The organism is Bradyrhizobium sp. CCH5-F6 (genome assembly GCF_001556045.1).
Taxonomy (GTDB): domain Bacteria; phylum Pseudomonadota; class Alphaproteobacteria; order Rhizobiales; family Xanthobacteraceae; genus Bradyrhizobium.
This window is the reverse complement of record NZ_LSIC01000101.1, coordinates 1-24,601: the sequence shown is the minus strand read 5'-3', so window position 1 is coordinate 24,601 and position 24,601 is coordinate 1. Positions and strand designations below refer to the sequence as shown.

25 protein-coding genes are annotated in these 24,601 nt (G+C 65.0%); 8 read left to right on the top strand and 17 right to left on the bottom strand.

Annotated features, from left to right (window positions below; genetic code table 11):
• The first annotated feature begins 10 nt into the window (after positions 1-10).
• Positions 11-271 carry a SemiSWEET transporter gene (locus AX729_RS18080; RefSeq protein ID WP_061025416.1) on the top strand — a complete coding sequence of 87 codons (261 nt, stop codon included), beginning with the start codon at positions 11-13 and terminating at the stop codon, positions 269-271.
• A 41-nt stretch (positions 272-312) separates the two neighbouring features.
• On the opposite strand, the gene AX729_RS18075 is transcribed toward AX729_RS18080, so the two are convergent.
• The gene (locus AX729_RS18075) at positions 313-1,110 is read right to left on the bottom strand and encodes a DODA-type extradiol aromatic ring-opening family dioxygenase (RefSeq protein ID WP_061025414.1); all 798 of its coding nucleotides are present in this window, start codon (positions 1,108-1,110) and stop codon (positions 313-315) included.
• A 155-nt stretch (positions 1,111-1,265) separates the two neighbouring features.
• On the opposite strand from AX729_RS18075, the gene AX729_RS18070 reads away from it, so the two are divergent.
• Positions 1,266-1,445 carry a hypothetical protein gene (locus tag AX729_RS18070; protein WP_061025412.1) on the top strand — a complete coding sequence of 60 codons (180 nt, stop codon included), beginning with the start codon at positions 1,266-1,268 and terminating at the stop codon, positions 1,443-1,445.
• An 8-nt stretch (positions 1,446-1,453) separates the two neighbouring features.
• Here the strand turns inward: AX729_RS18070 and AX729_RS18065 are convergent, their stop codons facing one another.
• Positions 1,454-2,923: a carboxylesterase/lipase family protein gene (locus AX729_RS18065; RefSeq protein ID WP_061025410.1), complete on the bottom strand. Its 1,470-nt coding sequence runs from the start codon at positions 2,921-2,923 to the stop codon at positions 1,454-1,456.
• 75 nt (positions 2,924-2,998) lie between these two features.
• Positions 2,999-3,247: a hypothetical protein gene (locus tag AX729_RS18060; protein ID WP_061025409.1), complete on the bottom strand. Its 249-nt coding sequence runs from the start codon at positions 3,245-3,247 to the stop codon at positions 2,999-3,001.
• 191 nt (positions 3,248-3,438) lie between these two features.
• On the opposite strand from AX729_RS18060, the gene AX729_RS18055 reads away from it, so the two are divergent.
• The 3 genes from AX729_RS18055 (at position 3,439) to AX729_RS18045 (ending at position 6,921) form a co-directional block, all read left to right on the top strand.
• The gene (locus AX729_RS18055) at positions 3,439-6,126 is read left to right on the top strand and encodes a flavin-containing monooxygenase (RefSeq protein ID WP_061025407.1); all 2,688 of its coding nucleotides are present in this window, start codon (positions 3,439-3,441) and stop codon (positions 6,124-6,126) included.
• A gap of 132 nt (positions 6,127-6,258) precedes the next feature.
• Entirely contained in the window at positions 6,259-6,531 is a 273-nt protein-coding gene (locus AX729_RS18050; RefSeq protein ID WP_061025405.1) for a hypothetical protein, read from the top strand.
• An 84-nt stretch (positions 6,532-6,615) separates the two neighbouring features.
• A complete protein-coding gene (locus AX729_RS18045; protein WP_061025403.1) occupies positions 6,616-6,921 on the top strand; it encodes a hypothetical protein in 306 nt (101 codons plus the stop codon).
• Between the two features lie 17 nt (positions 6,922-6,938).
• Here the strand turns inward: AX729_RS18045 and AX729_RS40520 are convergent, their stop codons facing one another.
• From AX729_RS40520 to AX729_RS18030, 4 genes are all read right to left on the bottom strand, one after another.
• On the bottom strand, positions 6,939-7,106 hold the full coding sequence (locus AX729_RS40520; protein WP_197433619.1) for a hypothetical protein: 168 nt from the start codon (positions 7,104-7,106) through the stop codon (positions 6,939-6,941).
• A gap of 98 nt (positions 7,107-7,204) precedes the next feature.
• Positions 7,205-7,723, bottom strand: a complete 519-nt coding sequence (locus tag AX729_RS18040) for a septal ring lytic transglycosylase RlpA family protein (protein WP_061025401.1) — start codon at positions 7,721-7,723, stop codon at positions 7,205-7,207.
• Positions 7,724-7,958: 235 nt separating this feature from the next.
• On the bottom strand, positions 7,959-9,611 hold the full coding sequence (locus AX729_RS18035; RefSeq protein ID WP_283807807.1) for an NAD-dependent malic enzyme: 1,653 nt from the start codon (positions 9,609-9,611) through the stop codon (positions 7,959-7,961).
• 309 nt (positions 9,612-9,920) lie between these two features.
• Positions 9,921-12,260, bottom strand: coding sequence for a mechanosensitive ion channel domain-containing protein (locus tag AX729_RS18030; protein WP_061025397.1), 2,340 nt, complete (start codon positions 12,258-12,260; stop codon positions 9,921-9,923).
• A 700-nt stretch (positions 12,261-12,960) separates the two neighbouring features.
• Here AX729_RS18030 and AX729_RS18025 point away from each other — a divergent pair.
• On the top strand, positions 12,961-13,851 hold the full coding sequence (locus AX729_RS18025; protein WP_061025395.1) for an MBL fold metallo-hydrolase: 891 nt from the start codon (positions 12,961-12,963) through the stop codon (positions 13,849-13,851).
• Positions 13,852-14,137: 286 nt separating this feature from the next.
• Here AX729_RS18025 and AX729_RS18020 read toward each other — a convergent pair whose 3' ends face one another.
• The 10 genes from AX729_RS18020 to AX729_RS17975 all read right to left on the bottom strand — a co-directional run bounded on the left by AX729_RS18020 (position 14,138) and on the right by AX729_RS17975 (position 23,263).
• Positions 14,138-15,067, bottom strand: a complete 930-nt coding sequence (locus tag AX729_RS18020) for a polyphosphate kinase 2 family protein (RefSeq protein ID WP_061025394.1) — start codon at positions 15,065-15,067, stop codon at positions 14,138-14,140.
• Entirely contained in the window at positions 15,027-16,046 is a 1,020-nt protein-coding gene (locus tag AX729_RS18015; protein WP_061025392.1) for a branched-chain amino acid ABC transporter permease, read from the bottom strand. Before AX729_RS18015 ends, AX729_RS18020 begins: the two co-directional genes overlap by 41 nt.
• A complete protein-coding gene (locus tag AX729_RS18010; RefSeq protein ID WP_061025390.1) occupies positions 16,043-16,924 on the bottom strand; it encodes a branched-chain amino acid ABC transporter permease in 882 nt (293 codons plus the stop codon). Before AX729_RS18010 ends, AX729_RS18015 begins: the two co-directional genes overlap by 4 nt.
• Positions 16,925-16,929: 5 nt before the next feature.
• A complete protein-coding gene (locus AX729_RS18005; protein ID WP_061025389.1) occupies positions 16,930-17,634 on the bottom strand; it encodes an ABC transporter ATP-binding protein in 705 nt (234 codons plus the stop codon).
• Positions 17,635-17,637: 3 nt separating this feature from the next.
• Positions 17,638-18,405 (bottom strand): ABC transporter ATP-binding protein, encoded by a 768-nt coding sequence (locus AX729_RS18000; RefSeq protein ID WP_061025387.1) that lies wholly within the window; start codon positions 18,403-18,405, stop codon positions 17,638-17,640.
• Between the two features lie 15 nt (positions 18,406-18,420).
• On the bottom strand, positions 18,421-19,731 hold the full coding sequence (locus AX729_RS17995) for an ABC transporter substrate-binding protein (RefSeq protein ID WP_061025385.1): 1,311 nt from the start codon (positions 19,729-19,731) through the stop codon (positions 18,421-18,423).
• A 94-nt stretch (positions 19,732-19,825) separates the two neighbouring features.
• A complete protein-coding gene (locus AX729_RS17990) occupies positions 19,826-20,530 on the bottom strand; it encodes an NUDIX hydrolase (protein ID WP_061025384.1) in 705 nt (234 codons plus the stop codon).
• 28 nt (positions 20,531-20,558) lie between these two features.
• The gene (locus AX729_RS17985) at positions 20,559-21,584 is read right to left on the bottom strand and encodes an ABC transporter substrate-binding protein (RefSeq protein WP_061025382.1); all 1,026 of its coding nucleotides are present in this window, start codon (positions 21,582-21,584) and stop codon (positions 20,559-20,561) included.
• Positions 21,585-21,674: 90 nt separating this feature from the next.
• A complete protein-coding gene (locus tag AX729_RS17980) occupies positions 21,675-22,445 on the bottom strand; it encodes an ABC transporter permease (protein ID WP_061025380.1) in 771 nt (256 codons plus the stop codon).
• On the bottom strand, positions 22,445-23,263 hold the full coding sequence (locus AX729_RS17975; RefSeq protein WP_061025378.1) for an ABC transporter ATP-binding protein: 819 nt from the start codon (positions 23,261-23,263) through the stop codon (positions 22,445-22,447). Before AX729_RS17975 ends, AX729_RS17980 begins: the two co-directional genes overlap by 1 nt.
• 139 nt (positions 23,264-23,402) lie before the next feature.
• On the opposite strand from AX729_RS17975, the gene AX729_RS17970 reads away from it, so the two are divergent.
• Positions 23,403-24,185 carry an ATP-binding cassette domain-containing protein gene (locus AX729_RS17970; RefSeq protein ID WP_061025376.1) on the top strand — a complete coding sequence of 261 codons (783 nt, stop codon included), beginning with the start codon at positions 23,403-23,405 and terminating at the stop codon, positions 24,183-24,185.
• Positions 24,182-24,601, top strand: a 420-nt coding sequence (locus AX729_RS17965) for an ABC transporter permease subunit (protein ID WP_349643758.1), incomplete at its 3' end; no start/stop codon positions are given. The genes AX729_RS17970 and AX729_RS17965, both read left to right, overlap by 4 nt.

The window sequence follows — 24,601 nt, the reverse complement described above, 5'->3', positions numbered from 1 at the left end:
AGAGCCGGGTATGGACCCCTTCGCGATCAAGCTGCTCGGCTTTGCCGCAGCCACCTGCACCACCGTTGCCTACGCGCCGCAGTTCATCAAGGTCTGGAAGACCCGCTCGGCGCGCGACATCTCGCTCGGCATGTTCCTGGTCATGGTGCTGGGCCTGGCGCTCTGGCTCGCCTACGGCCTGCTCTCCGGGGACGCTCCGCTCGTCGCCGCAAACGCCGTCACCATGGTGCTCGCCGGCGGCATCCTGTTCATGAAGCTGAAATACGGGTGAGCTTTGCTTCACCTCTCCCCGCTTGCGCGGAGAGGGCAATGTCACACGCCAAACACATACGACGCCATCGCCACGTTCGCGACCTCGTCGACGAAGACGCGGCGTCCGACGTCGCTGCCGGCAGCACCGGCCGCGACCATCAACGGCAGCAGATGGTCCTCGCGCGGATGCGCCAGGCGCGCACTCGGCGCGTTCTCCCAGTCGACCAGCATCGCATTGCGACGCGCCGCATCGGGATTGATGATGGCCTCGTTCAGATAGGCCTCGAAGTCGTAAGAGACCGGCTTGGACTCCGGCCGGTTGAAGCCCCGCATGTTGTGATAGGTGAGCCCGCTGCCGACGACCAGAATGCCTTCGTCGCGCAGCGATGCGATCGCCTGTCCCACCTTGACGTGCTCGGCCGCGTCGTAGCTCGATTTCAGCGACAGCAGCACGATCGGCATGTCGGCGTTCGGATACATCAGCCCGAGCGGCACAAAGGTGCCGTGATCAAAACCCTGGTTGGGATCCTCCCGGCAATCGAGGCCGGCACGCGTGAGCAGTGCCTTCACCTGCGCGGCGAGCTCCGGCCTGCCCGGCGCCGGATATTTGAGGTGGTAGGTATGCTCGGGGAAACCGTAATAGTCGTAGACCATCGGCGGAAGCGGCGAGGTGGATACCGTGAACGCATCCGCCTCCCAATGCCCGGTGATGACGAGCACCGCCTTCGGTCTCGCGGGGAGCAGCTGCGGCAGCCCGGCGAACGCCTCTGCGGTCTTCGCATATTGCACCCGCCTGTCCTCCATGAACGGCCAGGGGCCGCCGCCATGCGACAGAAAGAGGGTCGGAAATCGCGTCATGGGCTCGTCTCGTTGACAACAGGCGCGCGCGAGCTGTCCGCTCGCTGCGCCGTGAGCATAGGCAAAGCCGCATGGTTAGCAAGTCGTTAACGATTTGCCGCCCAGAATCCCCGGCGTGGCCGAAGGAGTCGGCCTGAAGACAAGTGAGACGTGAGATGAGGAAGTTTGCGCTGGGGGACGTCGTCAACAGTGACAAGGGCCGCCGCGGTGTCGTCCGCGCCGCCTTCAGGTCCAGGGAAGGCAAGCAGTTCTATGCCGTCGAGAAGGACGGCACGGTGGACTATCTGGAGGAAGAGCGCCTGACGCTGGCTCCCCGCGTCGAGCTCGCGGCGTAAATTCCAACTCATTTCCTGCCCTCGCCGGCGAGCCGGTCGAGACGCTCCGCAAGGGGATCGTCTCCGCTCGCGATGCGATCGTTCGTGATCAGCAGCAGGCGATCGCCTTTAGCCGCGTCCCAGCGTGGCAGGTCGGATCCGTTGGGGTCGCCGCTCCTCGCGAAGTTGATCCAGTAGGCGCGCATGTGGCTCGCGACCGCGCGATCACGGCGTGACAGGATGCCTGCGCCGGGTACACCTTCCGTGCCGAAGATGAATTGCAGCTCCCGCCCGTGGCCGCCTTCCGGATTCGCGCGCCTTGCCTCCGGCACGTAGGCGAAGCGGTAGCGAAAGGTTGGTGCGCCGCTTGCCGCGTGGAGGCGGGCCAGCAGTCGCACCGGCTCCGAGTAGATCTTGTCGGTGTAGAACCTCGCCGCGCGATCCGAAGGTCCGGCGAGATCGGGATAAAGCTCGCGAAGTTCGTCGCCAGCAGTACCGGGTCGCACAAGCTCTTCGTTGATATCAGGTTCATTCTCCACACCCGTCTCGTCGTCGTTCGAGCCGACGATCAGAGGAATGCGGCTTTGACGTCCGGCCGCAAAGCCTGGTGCAATGTCCTCGGTCGCCAGACGTCCATCCATCACCGGCGCGAAACTGCGCCGTGATTTCTCCAGCAGGTGCTTCTCGGCGGCCAGCAGGCGCCTCGGCTCGGCTGCGCGCAAATCCGCCGTCGGCCCCAGCGCGGCGACGAACTGCCGGCCGATGACCTCTGCCTCTTGCGCCGAACGCAGGCGCACGCGGCCGGGCACCGATTGCAGAATGGCTTTCTGGAAGAGATCGTGCGATTGCGCAGACAGCATCAGGAGCGCAATCGATGTCGCGCCTGCATCGCTACCGAATAATGTGACGTTGCCCGGATCGCCGCCGAAGGCCGCGGCATTGTCGTGCACCCAATGCAGCGCGGCGATCAGGTCCATCAAACCGAAATTGCCGGAGCCGTCGTCCGACAGCGCGGGGTGCGTGAGCCAGCCGAGCGCGCCGAGCCGATAATTCACGGTGACCACGATCACGCCCGCCTGCGCCAGCCTGGCGCCATCGAACAGCAGATCGTTCGCGGTGCCCGAGACGAAGGCGCCGCCATGGATGAAGACCATCACCGGCAATGGGCCATCGACCCCGAAAGGACGGAACACGTTCAGCGTGAGGCAATCCTCGCGCGCGTCCCGCAGCGCCGGCTGAAGACACGGCGCGCCGTGGTCATAGGCGGTGCGCATGTCCGAGCTCTCGGTCGTCGGCTGTGGCGCGCGCCAGCGCAGCATGCCGACCGGCGGCGCCGCGTAAGCCAGCCCCTTGAAGGACGCCACCTCGCCTTCCACCGCGCCGAGCATCTGCCCTTCACGCGTCAGCGCGAAGGGAAACTGTCCAACCGGCTGAGCCATGGCCGATCGTGCACAACACAGGACTGCGCAAGCCGCAACAAGTGCAAGCAGAGACCGCATCTTCGAAGATCTCGATGAAGGATCCCGGGCAGGTTATGTCCAGGGCCGTCGGCGATGCAAGGCTCGCGCCCGCGCCTAGCCGCCTTTGCCCATCAACTCCGCCAGCGCGCGCCGCGCGACGATGCCGAGCTCGCCGAGCGTGGAGTGGCCGGACTGCGCCGCCTCGATCAGGCGCTCGGCGATGAACCTGCGGCTGTCGTGATCGCCGCCATGCGGCAATTGCCGGCACGTCTCCTCGAGGACGACATCCATGTTCGCTCTGGTTCGCTCACTCAACTCTGTCATGACGCCCGGCCGGTACGCGTGACTTGTAAGCGCAAGCATACACGCAAGGATGCGGTCTGATTACCCCGGGTTATCACGGCCATTGTGCATCGCGGGGCATGTGGTGCCCGCCACGTTCACGCGGCAACGATGCCGTCGCGAAAAACTACCGAGGATTGCACTGGCTGTAATGACAAGCTGAGCCTGAGGCGATAGCCTGACGGCAAAACAAAACATACGGGAGGAATGCCATGTCTGACGCAATGGTTGCCACACGTGCCCCCGGCGAGCGCGGAACCGCTCAGCAAGTCGATGTCGCCGTCGTCGGCGCCGGATTTGCCGGCCTCTATCTCCTTCATCGTCTTCGCAAGGCCGGCTTCTCGGCGGTCGGCCTCGAGGAGGCCGGCGATGTCGGCGGCACCTGGTACTGGAACCGCTATCCCGGCGCGCGCTGCGACATCCAGACCATCGACTACAGCTACACCTTCGATCCGGAACTCGAGACGGCCTGGACCTGGTCGGAGAAATACGCCACGCAGCCCGAGATCCTGCGCTATCTCGGCTTCGTCGCCGATCGCTACGATCTCAGGCGCGACATTCGCTTCAGGACCAAGGTGACCGAAGCCCGATGGGACGAGACGTCCGAGCGCTGGCTCATCACCACCGACAATGGCGCGCCGGTCTCCTGCCGCCATTACATCATGGCCACCGGCTGCCTCTCCGCCCCAAAACCGCCGGAGATCGACGGCGTCAAGGACTTCAAGGGCGAGGTCTATTTCACCGGCCGCTGGCCGCATGACGGCGTCGATCTCGCCGGAAAACGCGTGGCCGTGATCGGCACGGGCTCGTCGGCGATCCAGTCGATCCCGGTGATTGCAGAGCAGGCTGCGCATCTGACCGTGTTCCAGCGCACGCCGAACTTCGCGCTGCCCGCGCATAACGGCCCGGCGCCATCAGACCGCATGAGCCTGCTGCAAAGCGACCGCGCGGCCTATCGCGAGCAGGCGCGCCAGTCGATGGCGGGCGTGCCCTACCCGCAGCAGACGGCCGTGAGCTGGCAGCTCAGCGATGCCGAGCGCCGTGCCCGCTTCGAGGATGCCTGGGGCAAGGGCGACCTCGTCTATATCCTCACGCAGCTCTGGGCCGACCAGGCCGTCGATGTCGACGGCAACAAGATCGTTCAGGAGCTGATCCGCGAGAAGATCCGCGCCGCCGTCAAGGACCCCGAGACCGCCGCGGCGCTCATACCGGACGATCATCCCTTCGGCGCAAAGCGTCCCTGCCTCGACACCAACTACTACGCCACCTACAACCGGCCGAACGTCACGCTGGTCAATCTGCGCCAGGAGCCGATCAAGGCGATCACCGCGGGCGGCATCACGACGGCCAGGCGCAGCGTCGATCTCGACGTGGTCGTGTTCGCGACCGGCTTCGATGCGATGACAGGCGCGATCCGCGCCGTACATCCGATCACCGGGCGCGGCGGCAAATCGCTCTCCGACGTCTGGGCGCAGGGACCGCAGACCTATCTCGGCCTCACCGTCGAAGGCTTCCCGAACTTCTTCATGATCACCGGCCCCGGCAGTCCGTCGGTGCTGTCGAACATGGCGGTGTCGATCGAGCAGCATGTCGACTGGGTGGTTGATCGCCTCGTCGCCCTGCGCGAGGCCGGCTTCACCACGATCGAGCCGACCGAGACGGCGCAGGCCGGCTGGGGCCGGCACATGGCCGATTGTTCGATGCTGACGCTGCACCGGCTCGCCAACACCTGGTACACGGGCGCCAACGTGCCCGGCAAGGTGCAGGGTGTGATGCCCTATACCGGAGGCGTGGGCCCCTATCGCAGCATCTGCGACGAGGTCGTCAGCCGCGGCATGCTGGGCTTCAGGCTCACCGGCCCCGGCGTCGCCGCGCAATGCAATGACGGCGAGGTGGTGCGCCTGCAGCCGGATGTGCGGCTGGTCATGAACCTGCTCGCGTCGCTGAACCTGCCGCCGATCGAGTCGATGGGCGCGATCGGGGCACGGGCCTTCGTCGACGAATTCAACAAGGGCCGGCCCGCGGGGCGACCAATTGGCGACATCGTCGACGGCACCCTGCCCGTGGCTGACGGCTCGCTGCCCTACCGCGTCTACAAGCCTGCAACCCCGGGGCCACATCCGGTCGTGGTCTATTTCCACGGCGGCGGCTGGGTTCTCGGCGACGAGCAGTCGGACGAGCCGCTCTGCCGTGACATGGTACGGCGGACCGGCATGATCTTCGTCAGCGTCGGCTACCGCCACGCGCCGGAGCATCGCTTCCCCACCGCGGCGGAAGACGGCTATGCGGCGACGCGCTGGATCGCCGAGCACGCCGCCGAGCTCGGCGGCAGACCTGGGCCGGTGCTGGTCGCCGGCTGGAGCGCCGGCGGCAACATCGCCGCCGTCACCTGCCAGCTCGCGCGCGATCGTGGCGGGCCGGAGATCGCAGGCCAGTTGCTGGTGTGCCCGGTCACCGACTGCAGCTTCGATCGTCCCTCCTACAACGACAATGCGACCGGCTACTTCCTGACGCGCTCGCTGATGTACTGGTTCTGGGACCTCTACTGCTCGCCGGCCGACCGCACCGATCCGCGCGTCTCTCCGCTGCGCGGCAAGGTCGCCGGCCTGCCGCCGGCCTTCGTCGTCACCTGCGAGTTCGACCCCCTGCGTGACGAGGGCGTCGCCTATGCCGAGGCAATGGCTGCGTCCGGTGTCGAGGTCGAGCAGCTCAAGGCGCGCGGCCATTTCCACTCGTCCTTCGCGATGGTGGACGTGGTGATCACCGGCGCGCCTGGCCGGGAGCAGATGGCCCGGGCTTTGCGGCGCTTTGCCGGACTGCCGCCCGAGGTCGGCCGCGTCGACGAGAGCAGTCAGGTCAATGCCAGCCCAAGGCACAGCATCGCAGCTGCCGCAAGCTGATGGGAGCAAGGCGGGCGGGAACCTTTTCCCGGCCGCTGCGTTACGCGTTCGTGGCATTGAGATGCAGCGACAGGTGTAGACCCCGGCGCGCAGGTTTGCGTGCCGGGGTTCTTTCTTGCGTGAGGCGAGGTGATGGGGGACGTGGTCGGGGATTCAAAGGTCGATTTCAGGGCGCTTGCGGTGCTGCATAAATGGCCATCGCTAGCGAACCAGCGTCAGCCGGACCGGGAGTCCTACCAGATCCTCGAGGGCACGCTCGACGATTGCATCTCCGCATTCATGGCGAAGCCGGCCGCTACCCGGCATCTCTACGAGATTCGGACGACGGCACAACCACCGCTGGTCACGGACATCCTCTCGCCCGAGCATGTGATCGAGCTCTCACGCTTGAGAGAGTTTCTCTGACGACGCTCCACAGCCACGCGCAGGAACCTTAGCCCGGATTGTCTCGTTAACGGGGACCGGAAGCCAAGTCGCGAGTGCCCCAGGATGCTTCAAGCTGGCGTGCCATCTCCCGTCGTGCCCTACGGGGCAGACCAGACCATCTTCGTGGTGATCGATCGCCTCGACCGGACGACCGAGATCCGGATTGAGCGAAACGACCTCGAAGCCACGATTGGCGAGCTCGTTGCCGGCTGCTTCCACGATCCCGTCAAGGTGATCTCCTTCAACACGCTCGAGCATTGGATGAAGGACATCTCGACCGATGTCGCGGGCGAGATCAGGGCGCGATGCGACATCGACGGCGTGAGGCTGCCCGACTATCTCAGCGACTTCGTCGAGAGCCATTCCTGAGCGCTGGCGCAATGCGCCTACAGCATGGTTTGCGGGCTGCGGTGCTTGCCCGCGATGACCTCGATCTCGCGGCGGCGTTCGCCCGCGAAGGTCAGGAGCTTTTCGATCGTCAGCGTATCCGTGATCCGTTTGGCGAGCCGCTCGGCGCGCGCGGCCTGATCTTCGAGATACTGGATCGTGTTCAAGCGCCGCCTCCCCGAAAGACGCGATGGTGGACACGCATGATGATCGGGAAGCGGCTAACAGCCGGTTAAGCGCGCGGTGCTGGTGTCGACGGACGCCCTTATTGCACGACCTCCAGACGGACATTGGTGATACCCTTGTCGACCATGCCGAGCGCCTCGGCCGCCGAAGGGGAAATGTCGACCACGCGTCCGCGCACATAAGGTCCGCGATCGTTGACCCTGACGGTGACGAAGCGGCCGGAGGAAGTGTCCGTGACGCGCAGCTTGGTGCCGAATGGCAGGGTCGGATGCGCTGCGGTCAATTCGTTCTTGTCGAACTTCTCGCCGCTCGCGGTTTCCGTGTCCGAATAGAAGCTGGCGACGCCGTGCGACGGTGTTTGCTTCGCGTCACGGTCGGGAACGCGCGCCCGGCTGATCTGCCGCGGATGCAGCGCCGCCACCCTGTGCGGACGCTCCACCTTGGCCTGCCGGCCGGTCGCAGCGAGATCAGCCTTCTGGCGGCTGACCGGCGCTTGCGCGCAGGCGGCGAGCGATGCTGCGACGAAGACAGCGAGCAGCAGGCGGCACGAGGTTGCGAAGGAAATCCGGCCAGTTTCGGTACGTGCAATGCAAGACATGGTACGCCCCTCCGAACGGCTGGATTTCGGTGGGCAATGAGGGCAGAACCTTGTCGTAACGAAAGCAGGCCCGAGGCCGCGGCGGTTTGGCGCCAGCTGTGACGATTTCACCACAGTGACGTGTCCTGAATCGGGACAGCCTCCGCGCTCTTGGTCGCTGCGGAATTTTCAGGCGCTGCGCCAGAGTTTGGACAGCGCCTGCCGGTTGACGTTCGCGCGCGTGCGCTTCCCCCGCTCAGTATTTCGGCTCGTACATCTGCGACTGGACGAGACCCTTGACGTCGTTGGGCGCCGGTCCATCGGCGAGCCCGCGCTGGAAGGCGACATCCGCCACGGCGGCTGCGATGCGAACCGAGACCTCGCGGATGCGCGGCAAGGCCGGATAGAGACTGCCTTGCGCGAGGTCCTCCTTGCCGACGCAATCCGCCAGCGTATGGGCCGCCGCCATGAACATCTCGTCGGTGACGAGGCGCGAGCGGCTGGCGATGACGCCGAGGCCGACGCCGGGGAAGATGTAGGAGTTGTTGCCCTGGCGCGGCACGAAGGTGCGGCCGTTGAGCTTCACCGGATCATAGGGGCTGCCACAGGCGAACAGCGCGCGGCCCTCGGTGTAGCGATAGGCGTCCTCCGCCGAGCACTCGGCCTTCGAGGTCGGATTGGAGAGCGCGAACACGATCGGCCGTTCGTTGAGCTCGGCCATCGTCCGGAGCACGTCGGGCGTGAAGGCGCCGCCAACCGCGGCAACGCCGATGATCGCCGTCGGCTTCAGCGTCTTGATCGCGGTGAGGAAGTCGGCGATCGGCGCCTGGTCGGTGTGGGCATAGCGGAGCTTGTGACCGGAGAGGCTCTCGCGGCCGCTGACGACGAGACCGCGGGAATCCACCAGCCAGTTGCGGCGGAGCGCCTCGGCCTCGGTGGCACCCTCGGCTATCATGGCGGAGACCACGAGATCGGCGATGCCGGTCGCCGCCTCGCCCGCGCCGAGGAACAGGATGCGCTGGTCCCTGAGCTTGCCGCCGGAGATGCGCAGGCCTGAGAACAGGCCCGCGAGCGCCACCGCCGCGGTGCCCTGGATGTCGTCGTTGAAGACGCAGGCCTCGTCCCGGTACTTGTGCAGCAGCTTGAACGCGGAATGGTTGGCGAAATCCTCGAACTGGATCAGCACGCCTGGAAAGGTCTTTCGCGCAGCCTGCATGAACTCGTCGACCAGGCTGTCATAGGCCTCGCCCGTCAGCCGCCGCTCGCGCAGGCCGAGATAATAGGGATCGTTCAAAAGCTCTTCGTTGTTGGTCCCGACGTCGAGGACAACAGGCAGGCAGAGTTCGGGATGGACGCCGGCGCAGGCCGAATAGAGCGAGAGCTTGCCGACCGGAATGCCCATGCCGTTGGCGCCGAGGTCGCCGAGGCCGAGGATGCGCTCGCCGTCGGTCACGACGATCAGCTTGGCCGGATAAGGCCAGTTCTTCAGGATCTCGGCGATCTGGCCACGATCGCGCGAGGAGATGAACATGCCGCGAGGCCGCTGGAAGATCAGGCCATATTTCTGGCAGGCGAGCCCGACCGTCGGCGTGTAGATGATCGGCTGGATCTCGTCGATATTGTCGACCACGACGCGGAAGAACAGCGCCTCGTTGCGGTCATGCAGCGCATTCAGGGCGACGTATTTCTCCAGATCCGTCGGCAGCGTACGCAGATTCGTGAGCACGCGCTGGGCCTGCGTCTCCATCGTCAGCACGCAGGGCGGCAAGAGGCCGCGCAGGCCGAGCGTCTCGCGCTCGGACTCCGTGAAGGCGGTGCCCTTGTTGAGCAAGGGATCGCGCAGCAGCGTCATGCCTTGGGGTGGATTGGATGATGTCGGTTGGGCAACGACCCGCGCAGGTCTATTCACGTATTCCCCCAAGGAGCTTCTCATTGAACCGAGGACATTGTCGGACACCGCTTCATCCAGATCAAGGACGGAGAGACTCGGGCCTCGATTGTGATCTCGCAGCGCAGCGAGACCGTCGCGAAAGGCCTGGCAGTCGCGCGCAAGAAGGTTAACGGCGCTATTGCGGTGTCCAGATGCCGTGCCGGCAGGAAATGTAGAGTCTGTATAGACCCGATTCGTCGATGGTCGGCCAGTCGGGCGCAGACGAACGCCTCGTCGGTGACGTCACGGTGAACGCCTTTTTCGAGGCAAGCGGGAAGATCGTCGAGTCTATCCAGCCGCCCGCCGTGGCGTCAGATTGACGGCGCTGTCGGCCGGCGGGGCGATATGCATCAAGATGGTCTGCGTCGCGGATGCGACCTGGATCCCATTCTGCTGGAAGCGCAGCTTCATGCGGCGGTTGAATTCGCGCTGAACCGGCCAGCGCCCGGCCTCGGTACAGCGGATCTGGCCGACGATCGACACCATCGCGCCGTCGACCTTGTCGATGCCCCAGAGTTCGAGGTCGCCGCGGATCAAAGCGCGGAACTCCGGTTCGCGGCGCATCTCGTCGACGATGTCCTTGAGGATCTGACCGGCGCGGTCGGTGTCCTCCTTGTAGGCGACGTTGACGCTGACGGAAGCATTGCCTGCGCCACGGCTGGCATTGGTGATGGTCGTGACCGCACTGAAGGGCACGATGTGGACGGCGCCATCGCCGGCGCGCAGGCGGATGGTGCGGATCGAGACGTTCTCCACCACGCCTGAAAGCCCCGACACGCTGACATTGTCGCCGACCTGCACCGTGTTCTCCAGCAGCAGGAACAGGCCGGTGATGAGGTCCTGCACCAGCTTCTGCGAGCCGAAACCGATGGCGATGCCGACAATGCCGGCGCCCGCGAGCAGCGGGGCGACATTGACGCCGATCTCGCTCAGCGCCGTGAGGCCGACCACCGTGGCGATCAGGCAGAGCAGCGCCGTGCGCAGCATCGGCTGGAAGGTACGCAAGCGCGCGGCGCGGGCATAGTGGCCATCCCGCGACAGCGTGTTGATCTGGCGGTCCATCAGCGCGTTGCTGGCCTCCCAGATCGCGGCTGCGATGAACACGGCAAGGCCGATCGTCACCACGGCCGAGATCAGCCGGCTGCCGATCTGGCCGCCATAGAACCAGACGATCGCGTCCACGCCCCAGACTTCGAGCACGGCCACGAAGCCGATGAAGGCGATCACGCCGGATACGATCCTGCGCAACAGCGGCAGATAGCGGTTGGCACGGATCTCGAGACCGGGAAAGCGCTGGAGGATCTCCGGCCTGATGCGGAAGCCGCGGTCGATCAGGCTCAGCGTCAGCATGATGGCGACACGCGTGACCAGCGCCACCACGGCCGTGCCGACGAAATATTGCAGCAGCAGCGAATAGCCGTTGCGGATGTTGAGCGCCCAAACCGCCCACAGCGCGAGATCGAGCGCGATGGCAGGATAGTGCCAGCCCACGGCGATGCGGTTGCGCAGACGGGCCGCGATCCCTTGCCGGTCCGCCGGCGCGCGAATGGCTTCGGCGACCTGCCGGCGGCATTGCAGGATGATCACGACGATGAAGAGGTGCACGACCAGCATCACCATGCGGAGCAGCGCGGCATAGCCGGCACGGTGCAGGCCGAGCAGCAGCGCAACGTTGGCAAAGGCGATGCCGGAGACGCCGACGCCGACGATGCGGCGTGCCCAGATCTCGATATAGGCTGCGGTCTCGGCCCGAACCGGAAACAGGCCGAACGGTCCCGCCAGCGCCCGGACCATGCAGATGAGCCCGCGCGAGAACGCATAGGCGTTGACGACTGCGAGGATCACGAGGCGGACGGTCGTGGGCTGGCCGATTTCGGTCCCGAGCAGCGCCGTGGCGGCGCCCACGAAGACGACCACCGGCAGCAATTCGAGCATGAGGCGCCCCAGCACGAAGGGCAACCGCAGCACGACCTGCCAGACGCGCGCAAGGCTATGACGGCGCTTGTTCAGCTCCGGTGCGGGAGTCACATCGGCCACAGATGACGGCGGGTCGGCGATGGGGAGCACCTGTGCCGACAGATGCACGGTTTGCGGCACGCGTCCTTCCAGGAACGCGACCGGACGGCGGATCAGGCGGAAAATCACCCACTCGGCCGCAAGGGCGCAGCCGAGCACCAGCGCCATCTTCCAGGCGATCTCGATCAGGAGGTTGTAGGCTGCGGGATCGTTCGCGGTCCGCACGATCCAGTAATAGAACGCCGGGAAATGCGTGAGTGTCCGCGCCATGCCGGCGATCTCGCCCGAGATCTCGCCGATTTCCTCCGACACCGTGAGCAGGAGCTGCGCGCCGAGGCCGTCGGCCGCCAGCGGGATCGGGGATTTTGGCTCGGACGCCGGCGACCCTGCCTGCTGCTGACCGGACGCATTCGCGATCGCGCGCAGCGTGTCGATCATCTGCGCACGCTTCTTCTCGTCCTGGAGCGTCTCCAGTGCGCGCGTGGCCTCCTCGGGGGACAGTGCGGCACCATGAATTGTCGCCGGCGCAGGCGTCTGGGCGCTGGCGCCGGAGAGAGACGAGATCGCGAGGAAGAGAGCGGCGAGGAGCGCCGGGGCAAGCTTATGCGACACGCGGATTCCTTGAAAAATGCCAAAGCCCCGGGGGCGGCGGGACCGTCACCGCCGAAGCACATGCGTCATGTCGGATGCAGCTATTCGCCCCGGCCCTGTGTCGGAAGTTGGCCTCCGAGGCGACATTCTCTTGGCATTTGCCGCAGTGCAGGATGGACAGCCTAGGCCCCGGCCAAGCGCTGTGATGCGCCAAAGACCTTTCGGGCCATGGCGGAACTGCGATGAGGAAAGGGAAAGCAGGAGGTCAAAGATGCCTGTCGCGGCAGCCTCGTCGCGGCCATCCGACACGATCAAAAGTCAAGGTGCCACAAAATACAGCGCCGGGAAGGTAGGGGCTTTGCCTCACTGATGCAGCCCTCTAAACCTTGTCCCGGCGTGCCGTTCGCGGTTTCTGCCGCTATGCGATAGTCCGAACGAGCTCCATCGCAATTAACGCGGCTGGATTTGCGGAGGTGGAGTCATAGACCTCCCCTTGCTCATGAGGTGGACGTTACGCGTCGCTTGTTTGCGACCAGCGGTATGGTCCTCCTCCGACATAAAACTGTCAAGCGGCATCAAAGTCGCGGAGGATCACAATTGGCCGCGGGTTCCCCGGGTCGCTGTGGCCTGCGACCCGATGCAGCGGAATAAAACCTTCCCGGCAGCGTTTGTGATGACGAGGATACCTCGCCCGCCGTCCATCATTTTCAGAAAGCCAGACATGAAGATATCGATTTGCCTCACCGCGCTGGTAGCGCTCATCGCCTCGCTGGGATCCGCAGCCGCACAAAACCCGCCGCAGACTTCGACCAGGAAAGTCGACGGCACCGACAACGTCTACATCTTCCGCTACGGTGGCCATCAGTCGATCTTCATCGTCACGCCGCAGGGCGTCATCGCCACCGATCCGATCTCCTATTTGCGCCCCGCCAAGCCCTATATCGACGCGATCAAGGCCGTCACCGACAAGCCGATCAAATACGTGGTCTACAGTCATCATCATTACGACCACATCGCCGGCGGCCAGCCCTTCAAGGATCTCGGCGCCACCTTCGTCGCCCACCGCCGGGTCAAGGAGCGCTTCGCGGAATTGAAGAAGCAGAAATCGCTGCTCGCCGACGTCGTGATGCCGGATCAGGTGGTGGACGACAAGAAGAGCATCACGCTCGGCGGCACCACGCTGGAGCTGAACTATGTCGGCCGCAATCACTCCGACAATTCGCTGGTGATGCGGCTGCCGAAGGAGAAGCTCGTCTTCGTGGTCGACTTCGCCCCGATCGAGCAGGTCCAGTTCCGCAACATTCCCGACAACGCCTCGCCGCTGGAATATATCGCCTCGCTGAAGAAGCTGGCGTCGCTCGACTGGGAGCGGATGATCCCCGGCCATCCCTATGCCGGCGGTCGCCTCGGCACCAAGAAGGACATCGAGGATCACATCGCCTACATGGAGGATCTCTCGGCCGAGGTGAAGAAGGCGGCCGACGCCGGCAAGTGCTTCGACAACGCGATGAAGGAGGTGAAGCTGCCGAAATATGAGAAGTGGGCGAATTACGAGACCACGCTTCCCGCCAATGTCGAGCGGTTCTGCTACTGGTGGGCTCGCGGATATTGAGAGGGTCGAGAGCAAACCTGGGCAAGGCTTCGGGGTGGGCAACGGCGCCAGTACGCCGTGCCCGCCGGTCCCTCCGCGGTAAACAATGGTTGCCTCGCCTACCTACCCGGCAGTAGCGATGATGACATCATGCCCCTGTTTTGCCCGACGAGTCAAAACGGCTTCGTCAAATCCGTAGAGCACAAGCCCCCCGCCAAGCCATTGATTTTGTTGGCGCGGGCTACTGTGCATGGGGTTGTTTTCGTACTTTTCGTTGTCGCATACCGGGTTCGGCCGCCTCTCGCCGTCACCCTGCCCGCTTCCTGCCCCCCTTCTCCTCCTTCTCCAGCGCCTGTCGCACCTGCTCGAACTCTTGCAGCGATGCCTTGTCGGCGCGGGGGAAGCGCAGGTCGAGCTTTTCGAGCGTCGCGTTGATCACCGAGCCGATCACGACGCGAGCGAACCATTTGTGGTCGGCGGGCACGACGTACCACGGCGCATGAGGCGTCGCGGTATGACGGACGATGTCCTGGTAGACCGCCTGGTAGCGCGGCCACAGCGCACGCTCCTCGATGTCGCCCATGGAGAATTTCCACTGCTTGGCCGGATCCTCCAGCCGGTCGAGGAAGCGCTTGCGCTGCTCCTCCCTGGAGATGTTGAGGAAGAATTTCAGCACCACGGTGCCGTTGCGGGAGAGATAGCGCTCGAAGGCGGAGATGTCCTCGAACCGTTCCTTCCAGATGTTCTTGGTCACGAGCTTTGGCGGCAGCTTCTCCTTGGCGAGGATCTCCGGATGCACGCGCGTCACCAGGCATTCCTCGTAGTGGGAGCGGTTGAAGATGCCGATACGGCCGCGCTCGGGCAGCGCCACGGCGTGGCGCCAGAGGAAATCGTGGTCGAGCTCCTTGCTGCTCGGCGCCTTGAAGGCATGGACCTCGCAGCCCTGCGGATTGATGCCCTCGAAGATCGCCTTGATCGCACTGTCCTTGCCGCCGGCGTCCATGGCCTGGAATACGATCAGCAGCGACCAGCGGTCCTGGGCGTAGAGCTTCTCCTGAAACCCGGTCAGCCGCTTCTTGTTGTCATCGAGGATCGCCTGCGCCTTCTCCTTGTCGAGATCGCCCCTCTCGTCGGTCTTGTGGTCCTTGAGGTGAAACTTGCCCGATCCGTCATGGCGGAATGGCGTGATGTAGCGGTCAAGTTCCTGGGCGAGCGATTTGGACGGCATCTTGCTCATGAGCGCGGGGCACCTTGCGTTGCGGCTTCAGTCGGTCGAGCAAGCTACCAAGGATACCCTTGGGAAGGAATATGATGAAGAGCACGAGCAGCACGCCGTAGACGAGATTGTCCCAGCCGACCGCCTTGGTGCCGAAGCCGATGCGCAACGTTTCGGCCAGCAGGATGGTGATGATGGCCCCGACGGTCGGGCCGAGCGAGACGAACAGCCCGCCGACGATGGCGGCAAACACCATCTGGAGCGACACGGCGATGCCGCTGACGGTGTCCGGCGTGATGAACATCTGGTACTGGCAGTAGATCGCGCCGGCGAGCGCCGTCATCACCGCACTGAGCAGCGTGATCTTCAGCTTCTCCGCAGTGACGTCGACGCCGGCGGCGGCCGCGGCGTCCTCGTCCTCCGAGATCGCCTCCAGCGCATAGCGCGCCATGCTGCGATCGACCAAGTGCCAGACCACGATGCCGAAAAGCCAGACCGCGAGCGCGATCAGGTACCAGGTGATCTTGTCGTCGAATTGCAGCGCCAGCAGCTTGTTGCCCGACGCACGGTTCGGGGTATAGCCGAGCGAACCGCCGGTATAGTCGCGCGTCGCCGTGATGACCTGGAGCACGATTCCGGACAGCGCCAGCGTCACCAGCACGAAATAGTGGCCGGTGATGCGGAAGCGGAAGCAGGGATAGCCGACGATCAGCGCCAGCGCTCCCGCCGCAACCATGCCGATGGGAATGCCGATCCAGGGCGACAGGCCGAGATGATTCCAGAGCAGCGCAGTGACGTAGGCGCCGATGCCCATGAAGCCGCCGTGGCCGAGCGAGACCAGGCCGAACCGCCCCATCATCGACCAGGAAGTGTAGGCGAACGACCAGATCAGGATCAGCACCAGAATGTGCAGATGATAGGGATCGCGATAGACGAAGGGCAGCGCGATCAGCGCCGCCAGGCCTACCCCCCAGGCTGCAAGCCGTCCCTGCCCCATCATCGGCGCCTCGCAAGCAGGCCCGCGGGCCGGATGAACATCATGACGATGAAGAAGGCGAAGGCGAGCACATAGCCCCATTCGAGATCGGAGAACAGGCCGCCGAGCGAGATGATCTCCGCGAACACGAAGGCGGCGATGAAGCCGCCGATGAAATTGCCGAGGCCCCCGAGCACGCAGATCAGGAAGGTGATCGGCCCGAAGGAGAGGCCGACGAAGGGATGCACATCGTATTGCAGCACCAGGAGGCAGGCCGCGAGCCCGGCCAGCGCGCCGCCGAGCGCCGAGGTGATGAGGTAGATCCGCCTGGTGTCGACGCCCATCAGCGCCATGATCTGCCGGTCCTGCGAGATGGCGCGGATCGCGGTGCCGGTGAAGGTGCGCGTCATGAACAGATAGACGGCGACCATGCCGACCAGCGCCGCGAGGAAGGACAGAAGCCGTGCGTAGCTGAAGTTCATGTCACCGAAGACGAGCACCGGCAGGCGGATGCCGAGATTGCGGAAGTCGATGCCGAAGGCCACCGTGGCAAAGCTCTGGAGCACGAACAGCACGCCGCCGGTCGCGAGCAGCTGGTTGATCGGCGGCGCCGTGAGCAGCGGCGCGATCACGAGATAGTGCAGCGCCGCGCCGAGCGCCGCGACCAGCAGGATGGTGAACGGCGCGGCGACGAAATAGCTGACGCCGTAATACTGCACCATGAAGTACATGCCGTACATGCCGATCATCACGAGCTCGGCATAGCAGATCCACGTGACGTCGATGACGCCGAAGATCAGATTAAGACCGAGCGCGAGCAGCGCCAGCACGCCGCCGAGCAGGATGCCGTTGATCACGGCCTCCAGCAGGTAGATGTCGAATACGTCCAGGAACGCCTGCATGCCCGTCACACCCCGAGATACGCTTCCTTGACCGTGTCGCTCGCCAGCATCTCGGCCGAGGTGCCGGACGCGCGGATCGTGCCCGCCTCGATCAGATAGGCCCGGTCAACCACCTTCAGCACCTGCTGCACGTTCTGCTCGACGATCAGCACGGTCAGGCCGCTGGCGCGGATCCGTTTCACCAGCTCGAACACCTGCTGCACCACGACCGGCGCAAGGCCCGCCGAGGGCTCGTCGAGCAGCAGCAGCTTCGGGTTGGACATCATCGCGCGGCCGATCGCGCACATCTGCTGCTCGCCGCCGGACATGGTGCCGGCCATCTGGTGGCGGCGTTCCTTCAGGCGCGGAAACAGCTCGAACACGACGTCGAGCCGCTCGGCATAGTGCCCGCGCGCCTCCTTCATGAAGGCGCCCATCTTGAGATTGTCGTCGACCGTGAGCTGCGGGAACAGCCGGCGGTTCTCCGGCACATGCGCAATGCCCAGGCTGACGATCTTGTGCGCCGGGGTGGTCACGACGTCGACACCTTCCATCCTGACCGACCCGCGCGAGGGGCGGATCAGGCCGGAGATGACGCGCATCAAGGTGGTCTTGCCGGCGCCGTTCGGGCCGATGACGCCGACGGCTTCGCCGGCTCTCACGTCGATATTGACATCGAACAGCGCCTGGAACGTGCCATAGCCGGCATTGACGCCGCGAAGCTCCAGCATCGGCTAGCCTCCCGCGCGGCGGCGCGCTTCGGCGGCCGCGGCCTGCGTGGTCTCGGCATCGGTGCCGAGATAGACCTCGATCACGCGCGGATCACCGGCGACCGCGCTCGGCAGGCCTTCCGAGATTTTCTCGCCGTGATCGAGCACCATGACGCGATCGACGACCCGCATCAGCACACCCATGATGTGCTCGACCCAGATGATCGTGATGCCGAGCTCGTCTCGGATGTTGCGCAGCATGTCAGCCGCCTGGTCCATCTCGGCCTCGTCGAGACCGCCGAGGCTCTCGTCGGCGAGCAGCAGCTTGGGCGCGGTGGCGAGCGCCTTTGCGAGTTCGAGCTTCTTCAGGCCAGCAGCGCCGAGACCATCGACACTGGCATGGCGATCGGTGGGCAGGCCGACCATCGCCAGCGCGCGCTCGGCCGCTTCCTCGGCCTTGGCGCGACTGTGGCGGCCCTGGCCGTAGAAGCCGGCGAGCACGACGTTCTCGAAGATGGTCAGGCGACGGAAAGGGCGCGGAATCTGGAAGGTGCGGCCGATGCCGCGATTGATGATCCGGTGCGGCGGAAGGCCCGCGATCTCGTGGCCGGCAAACAGGATCGAACCTGAAGTCGGCGCCAGTGTCCCGGAGAGCATGTTGAAGATCGTGCTCTTGCCCGAACCGTTGGGGCCGATCAGGCCGAGGATCTCGCCCTGGTCGACCCTGAACGACACGTTATTCACGGCGGTGAAGCCGCCAAACCGCTTCACCAGCCCGTTCACTTCCAGCACCGCCGCTCTCCGCCGCTACTGGTTGCTGTAGGTGGTGCCTTTCGGCAGCGGCAGCACGGCCTCGCGCTGCGCCTGACTCTTGGGCCACACCACGTAGGACTTGTCGTCGACGTACTGGATTACGACGGGGAACGAGCGCTCGTTCTGGCCGGCCATTGGCGAGCCCTCGCCGTGAAATTTGACGCCGAAGCCGAGCATGGTGCCGCCTTCGGGTATGTCGGTATCGAGTGCTGCCTTGCGCAGGGAGTCGGGATCTATGCCGCCATATTTCTTGATCGCTCGCGGCAGCACGTCGGTCAGAAACAGGTAGGTGTTGGACGCAGCCATGCCGACATGAGCCGAACGGATGGCGACGCCCGGCTTGCGCTTGTCGAACTCCTCGCCAACCGCCTTGATGATCGGCGGCAGCTTCGGATCCATGCTCTTCTGGTTGGCGAGCCAGATCGAGATCGGATCGGTGTTGAAGAAGTAGTTTACATCGGCGCCCAGGCCTTCCTTCAGCTTCTCATAGACCCCGTAGCCGGCGCCATGTCCCACCAGCGCACCGAACTTCAGCCCTTGTTCGCGCGCTTGCCGGAGCAACAGGGTGATGTCGGGATTGTAGCCGGTGTGGAAGATCACATCCGGCTTGGCCCGCTTCAGCTTGGTGACCAGCGCGGACAAATCCGGGGCCGTGGCCGAATAGCCTTCCCTGAGCACGATGTTGAAACCGGCCTTCTTGGCACCGGCTTCATTGCCTTTGGCGACGTCGACGCCGTAGGCGCCGTCCTCATGGATGATGGCGACCCGCAGGTCCTTCGGATCCTTGCCCAATTTTTCCTTCGTGTTCTGCGCGATGAAGTCCATCGTCATCATGCCGAACTGATCGCCGGAGGCCTGCGGCCGAAACACGTATTTGTAGTTCTTGTTCTCCAGCACCGCGGACGAAATGCAGGTCGTGATCCACATGAACTTCTTCAGCTGCTCGACGCGCGCTGCCACCGGCACGCACTGCGCCGAGGAAAAGAAGCCGAGCAGCATGTCGACCTTTTCCTGCTCGATCAAACGGATCGCTTCATTGATGGCGACGTCCGGCTTGCTCTGAGCATCGGCATAGATCGCCTCGATCTTGTAGCCCTCGACATCCTTCGCGCTGTACTGATCCAGCATGATTCTTGCGCCGGTATATTGCAGCTCCGAGCCGCCGCCGGCGAGCGGGCCGGTCAGATCGTAGATGACACCGATCTTGAGCTTCTTCTCCTGGGCCTCGGCGGACACCGCCAAGCCTGTCGCTGATATCGCGACCAACAGCCCACGTACCAAACGGGTAGCCATGCGCAGGCGCATCAAAACCTCCCTGGACGATTGTGCATCGCATTGTCGTTGCTTTTGCTTTTGGCCCATCACATGGGTTGAGCGCGGCGATGTCAAGCCTCGCGCATCAGCGCGTGGCGAACTGGCGCTCGACGAAAGCCGTGACAAATCGCGGCATGGACGGCCTGAGATCACCCATGTCGCGCACGAGATGGATGGCCGACAGTTCAGGCTCGGCCTCGCGCGCGAGATTGGCTTCGATCCGGGCCCGGGCCTCGTCGCCCGGCATGTCCAGGTTGAGGATCCGGATCATCGCAATCGCGCGGCCGGAGACGACGCAGTGCCAGTCCGGCTCCGCCGCGTAGTCGTCGGCGGTCAGCCCGGTCTCTTCCGCGATCTCGCGAACGACGCTGCCGGGAATGTCGAGGGCGCCATCCCTGACGTCGCCGAGGTCGGGCGTGCCCGACGGGAAATAGATGCGTCCGGCGTTGGCGGTGTGCGGCGCCATCTCGCCCATCACGAAGGCGCCGTCGGAGGCCCGCAGCGCGCCCATGCCGAAACCGTTGAACACGGCCGTATCGGGAAAGCCCCAGTCGCGCCAGGCGAGGAAGCTGGCGAAATCGGTTTCGAAGTACGTCGCGGCGAGATGGCCGCCCGCAAATACGGGGTCGCGCCCGAGCAGGATGCGGCCATTCCAGATCTTCGGCCGCTCGCGCTGCTTTTCGGCGAAATGCGCCGCGATCTCGGCGCGGCGCTCCTCCGCGAACGGCCACATTCCCGGCCGAACGGCGAGATCGAGCGTCGTGACGCGATGAATGATTGGTGTCGTCATGAGGGACGATACCGCATCTTCGCGTCAGCTATTTGGCATTCCCCGTCGTCTTCTTGGCCTGATCGACGAACTTGTTGGTGAAGGTCTTGCTGACGTCGATCTTGGCGTTCGCGACCTCGGGCGAGCCGACGCTGAACACCGCGAGCACGGCGTCGGCGCCCTTCGGATCCATCTTGCCCGTTTCGGAGAACATCGGGATCGTGTTCTTCAGCGCGGCGAGATAGAGATCCTTGTTCTTGCCGACCACCTGCTCCGGCATCTTCGCCATGATCTCCTCGGGCGAGTGCGAGTGGATCCAGGCGAGCGTCGCGAGGATCGCATTGGTGAGCGCCTGCGTCTCCTTCTCGTGACCATTGATCCAGGCCACCGTCGAGTACAGCGCGCCGCCCGGATATTCGCCGCCGAAGGTCTCCAGCGTGTCCTTCTGGGTGCGGGTGTCCGAGAGGATGCGCAGATCCTTGTGGCTGCCCTGAAGCACGGTGACGGATGGATCGAGCATCACGGCCGCATCGATCTGGCCCTGCTCCATGGCGGCAACTGCGGTGGCGCCGAGGCCGACCCCGATCACGGCGGTATCGGCGGGATCGAGCCCGTTCTTCTTGAGCATGTATTTGAGGAAGAAGTCGGTGGAGGAGCCCGGCGCGCTCACACCGACCTTCTTGCCGGCGAGATCCTTGACCGATTTGATGTCGTTGGTGCGCGAGGGTGCGACCACCAGCACGAGACCGGGATAGCGGTCATAGACCACGAAAGCCTGGAGCTCCTGCTTCTTGGCCGCGAGATTGACGCAATGGTCGAAATAGCCAGAGACCACGTCGGCGCTGCCGCCGAGCACGGCTTTCAGCGCGTCCGAACCGCCCTTGAGGTCCACGAGCTCGACATTGAGGCCGGCCTTCTCGTATTCACCGAGCTGCTTGGCCAGCACCGTGGGCAAGTAGCATAGGCAAGAGCCGCCGCCGACAGCGATAGTCACTTTGCTTTGCGCCGCGGCAAGCGAGGTGGTGAGCGTCAGCGCGAGCAGCGCGCCGGCGAGCCTGGCAATCGTGTTCTTCATTGGTTTACTCCGTTCGGCCGGCGGCACCATAGAGCAGCGAGGCTGGCTTGAGAAGCGCTCCTCGGCCCATTCGATCGAGACCGCCGCAGCCTAGCCGCGCCCGTCAGACGCGGTCGGCCGCCACACCAGGAGGCGACGCTCGACCAGCGTGACGCCGAAGTCGATCAGGATGACGAAGGCCGACAGCACGAACATGCCGTCGAAGATGCCCTCGGCCTGCTGAATCAGATAGCCGAGCCCTGCCGCCGATCCCAGATACTCGCCGACGACCGCGCCGACCACCGCGAAACCGACCGAGGTGTGCAGCGAGGAGAACATCCAGGACAGCGCCGACGGCCAATAAACGTGCCGCATCAACTGCCGCTCGCTCATGCCGAGCATGCGGCCGTTGTCGAGCACGGTGCGGCTGACTTCCTTCACGCCTTGATAGACGTTGAAGAAGACGATGAAGAACACCAGGGTGACGCCGAGCGCGACCTTGGACCAGATGCCGAGCCCGAGCCACAGCGCGAAGATCGGCGCCAGCACGACGCGCGGCAGCGCGTTGACCATCTTCACGTAGGGGTCGAACACCGCAGCCACCAGCGGCTGGCGCGCGAACCAGAAGCCGACCAGCACGCCGCCGAGGGATCCGATCACGAAAGCGAGGATCGACTCCGTCAATGTGATGCCGAGATGCTTCCAGATCACGCCGGACGAGAACCATTTCACGATCTGGCTGAACACGTCGAACGGGTTGGAGAAGAAGAACGGCGGCAGCAGGATCTTGCCGAACACGGGGACGGTCGACAGCACTTGCCACAGCACGATGCAGACGACGGCGACCAGGATTTGAAGCGCAAGCAGCGTCGGGCGCGACATCAGACCGCCTCCGCCGGTTGCGCGGATTGCGCGTAGCCCTTCATCACCTCGTCCTTGAGCACGCCCCAGATCTCGCGATGGAGCTCATGGAACGCCTTGTCGAGCCGGACCTCGAAGATGTCGCGCGGGCGCGGCAGACTCACGCGCCAATCGCCGATGATGCGCGAGGACGGTCCCGCCGACATGATCACGACGCGGTCGGCGAGCGCGATCGCCTCTTCGAGATCGTGGGTGACGAACAGCACCGCCTTGCGGTCCGCGTTCCAGAGGTCGAGCAGGAGGTTGCCCATGACCTGGCGGGTCTGCGCATCGAGCGGCCCGAACGGCTCATCCATCAGCAGGATCCTGGGATCGCGGATCAGCACCTGCGCCAGCGCCACCCGCTTGCGCTGGCCGCCCGAGAGCATGTGCGGATAGCGGTTCGCGAAGGCACCGAGGCCGACGGAGGTAAGCCATTTCTGCGCCCGCGGCTGCGCCTCTGCACGCGGCGTGCCCTTGACCTCGAGCCCGATCGCAACGTTGTCGAGGGCGGTCTTCCACGGGAACAGCGCATCGGCCTGGAACAGGTAGCCGGCATCCCGGTTCAGCCCCGTCAGCGGCCGGTCGAAAATCGTGACGCTGCCCGCAGCGGGCTTCAGCAGGCCGGCGGCCACGTTGAGCAGCGTCGATTTCCCGCAGCCGGTCGGACCGACGATGGCGACGAACTCGCCCTGCGCCACCGCGAGATGCGCCTTCTCCACCGCCGTGTAGACCCGACCGTCCCCGAGGCGGAACGCGACCTTGGTATCCTCCAGCGCCACCGCCGTGGGCGTCGACATATGCTTCCTCCGAACTCGGGCCGATGCCTTAGCCGCTCGCGCGGCCAAGTTCAATCGGCCCGGTAAGCGTGCTACGCATGGGCTCGCGTGTGCTGCCCCTTCGCTGAGGCAGGGTTAGGGAAGAGCGAGTCTGCCATCGATGTCCTCCAAGCTGGCCATCAGCTACGCCCGGGTCACCAGGAGCTTCGGTGCGCTCAGGGCCGTCCACGATTTGTCGCTCGACATCGCGCAAGGCGAATTTCTGGCCATCGTCGGTGGCTCAGGTTCCGGCAAGACCACCCTGCTGCGGCTTGCCAACCGGCTGATCGAAGCCGACGGCGGCACCATCACGGTCGACGGCGAGGACGTGAGGAATGTCGATCCGGTCGCGTTGCGGCGGCGGATCGGCTACGTCTTCCAGAGCGGCGGGCTGTTTCCGCATTTGAGCGTCGCCGACAACATCGGGATCACACCAAGACTGCTGGGTGCGTCGGCGGCGGATATCGCAGCGCGCGTCGACGAGCTGCTGGAGCTCGTACAGCTCGACCGCGCTGCGCATCGCGACCGGCTGCCGGACGCGCTCTCGGGCGGCCAGCGCCAGCGCGTCGGCGTGGCGCGGGCGCTCGCGGCAAAGCCCCGCATCGTGCTGATGGACGAACCGTTCGGCGCACTCGACCCCCTCACCCGCGACGCGCTCGGCGACGACTATCGTTCGCTGCATCGCAAGCTCGGTCTGACCACCGTGATGATCACGCATGACATGACGGAGGCGATCCTGCTCGCCGACCGCATCGCGGTGATGCGCAGTGGACGGCTGCTCGCGCAAGGGACGCCCAACGAGCTCACCAAGAGCGACGACGCCTACGTGCTGGAGCTGCTGCGAACGCCGCGTCGCCAGGTCGAGCGGTTGAATGCGCTGTTGCCGCAGAGCGGGGCGGCATGAGCTTCCTCGCCGACCCACGCTGGGGCGAGGCGCTGGCGCATCTGCCCGACTATCTCGGCAACCATGTGCGGGTGAGTCTCGCCGCGCTCGCCCTCGGCCTTGCCGTGAGCCTGCCGCTGGCAATCCTCACGCGCAACCGCCCGGCGCCGCGCGGCATGCTGCTCGCGTTCGCCAGCATCGTGCAGACCGTGCCCGGGCTGGCGCTGCTTGCGCTGTTCTATCCGCTGCTGCTGCTAGCTGCTTCCGTCACGCTGGCCTGGTTCGGCGTTTCCTTCTCCGCCTTCGGATTCCTGCCGGCGATGCTGGCGCTGGCGCTCTATTCGATGCTGCCGGTGCTGCGCAACGGCATCACCGGTCTCAACGGCATCGATCCCGCGCTGATCGAAGCCGCCAAGGGCGTCGGCATGACCGCGCGG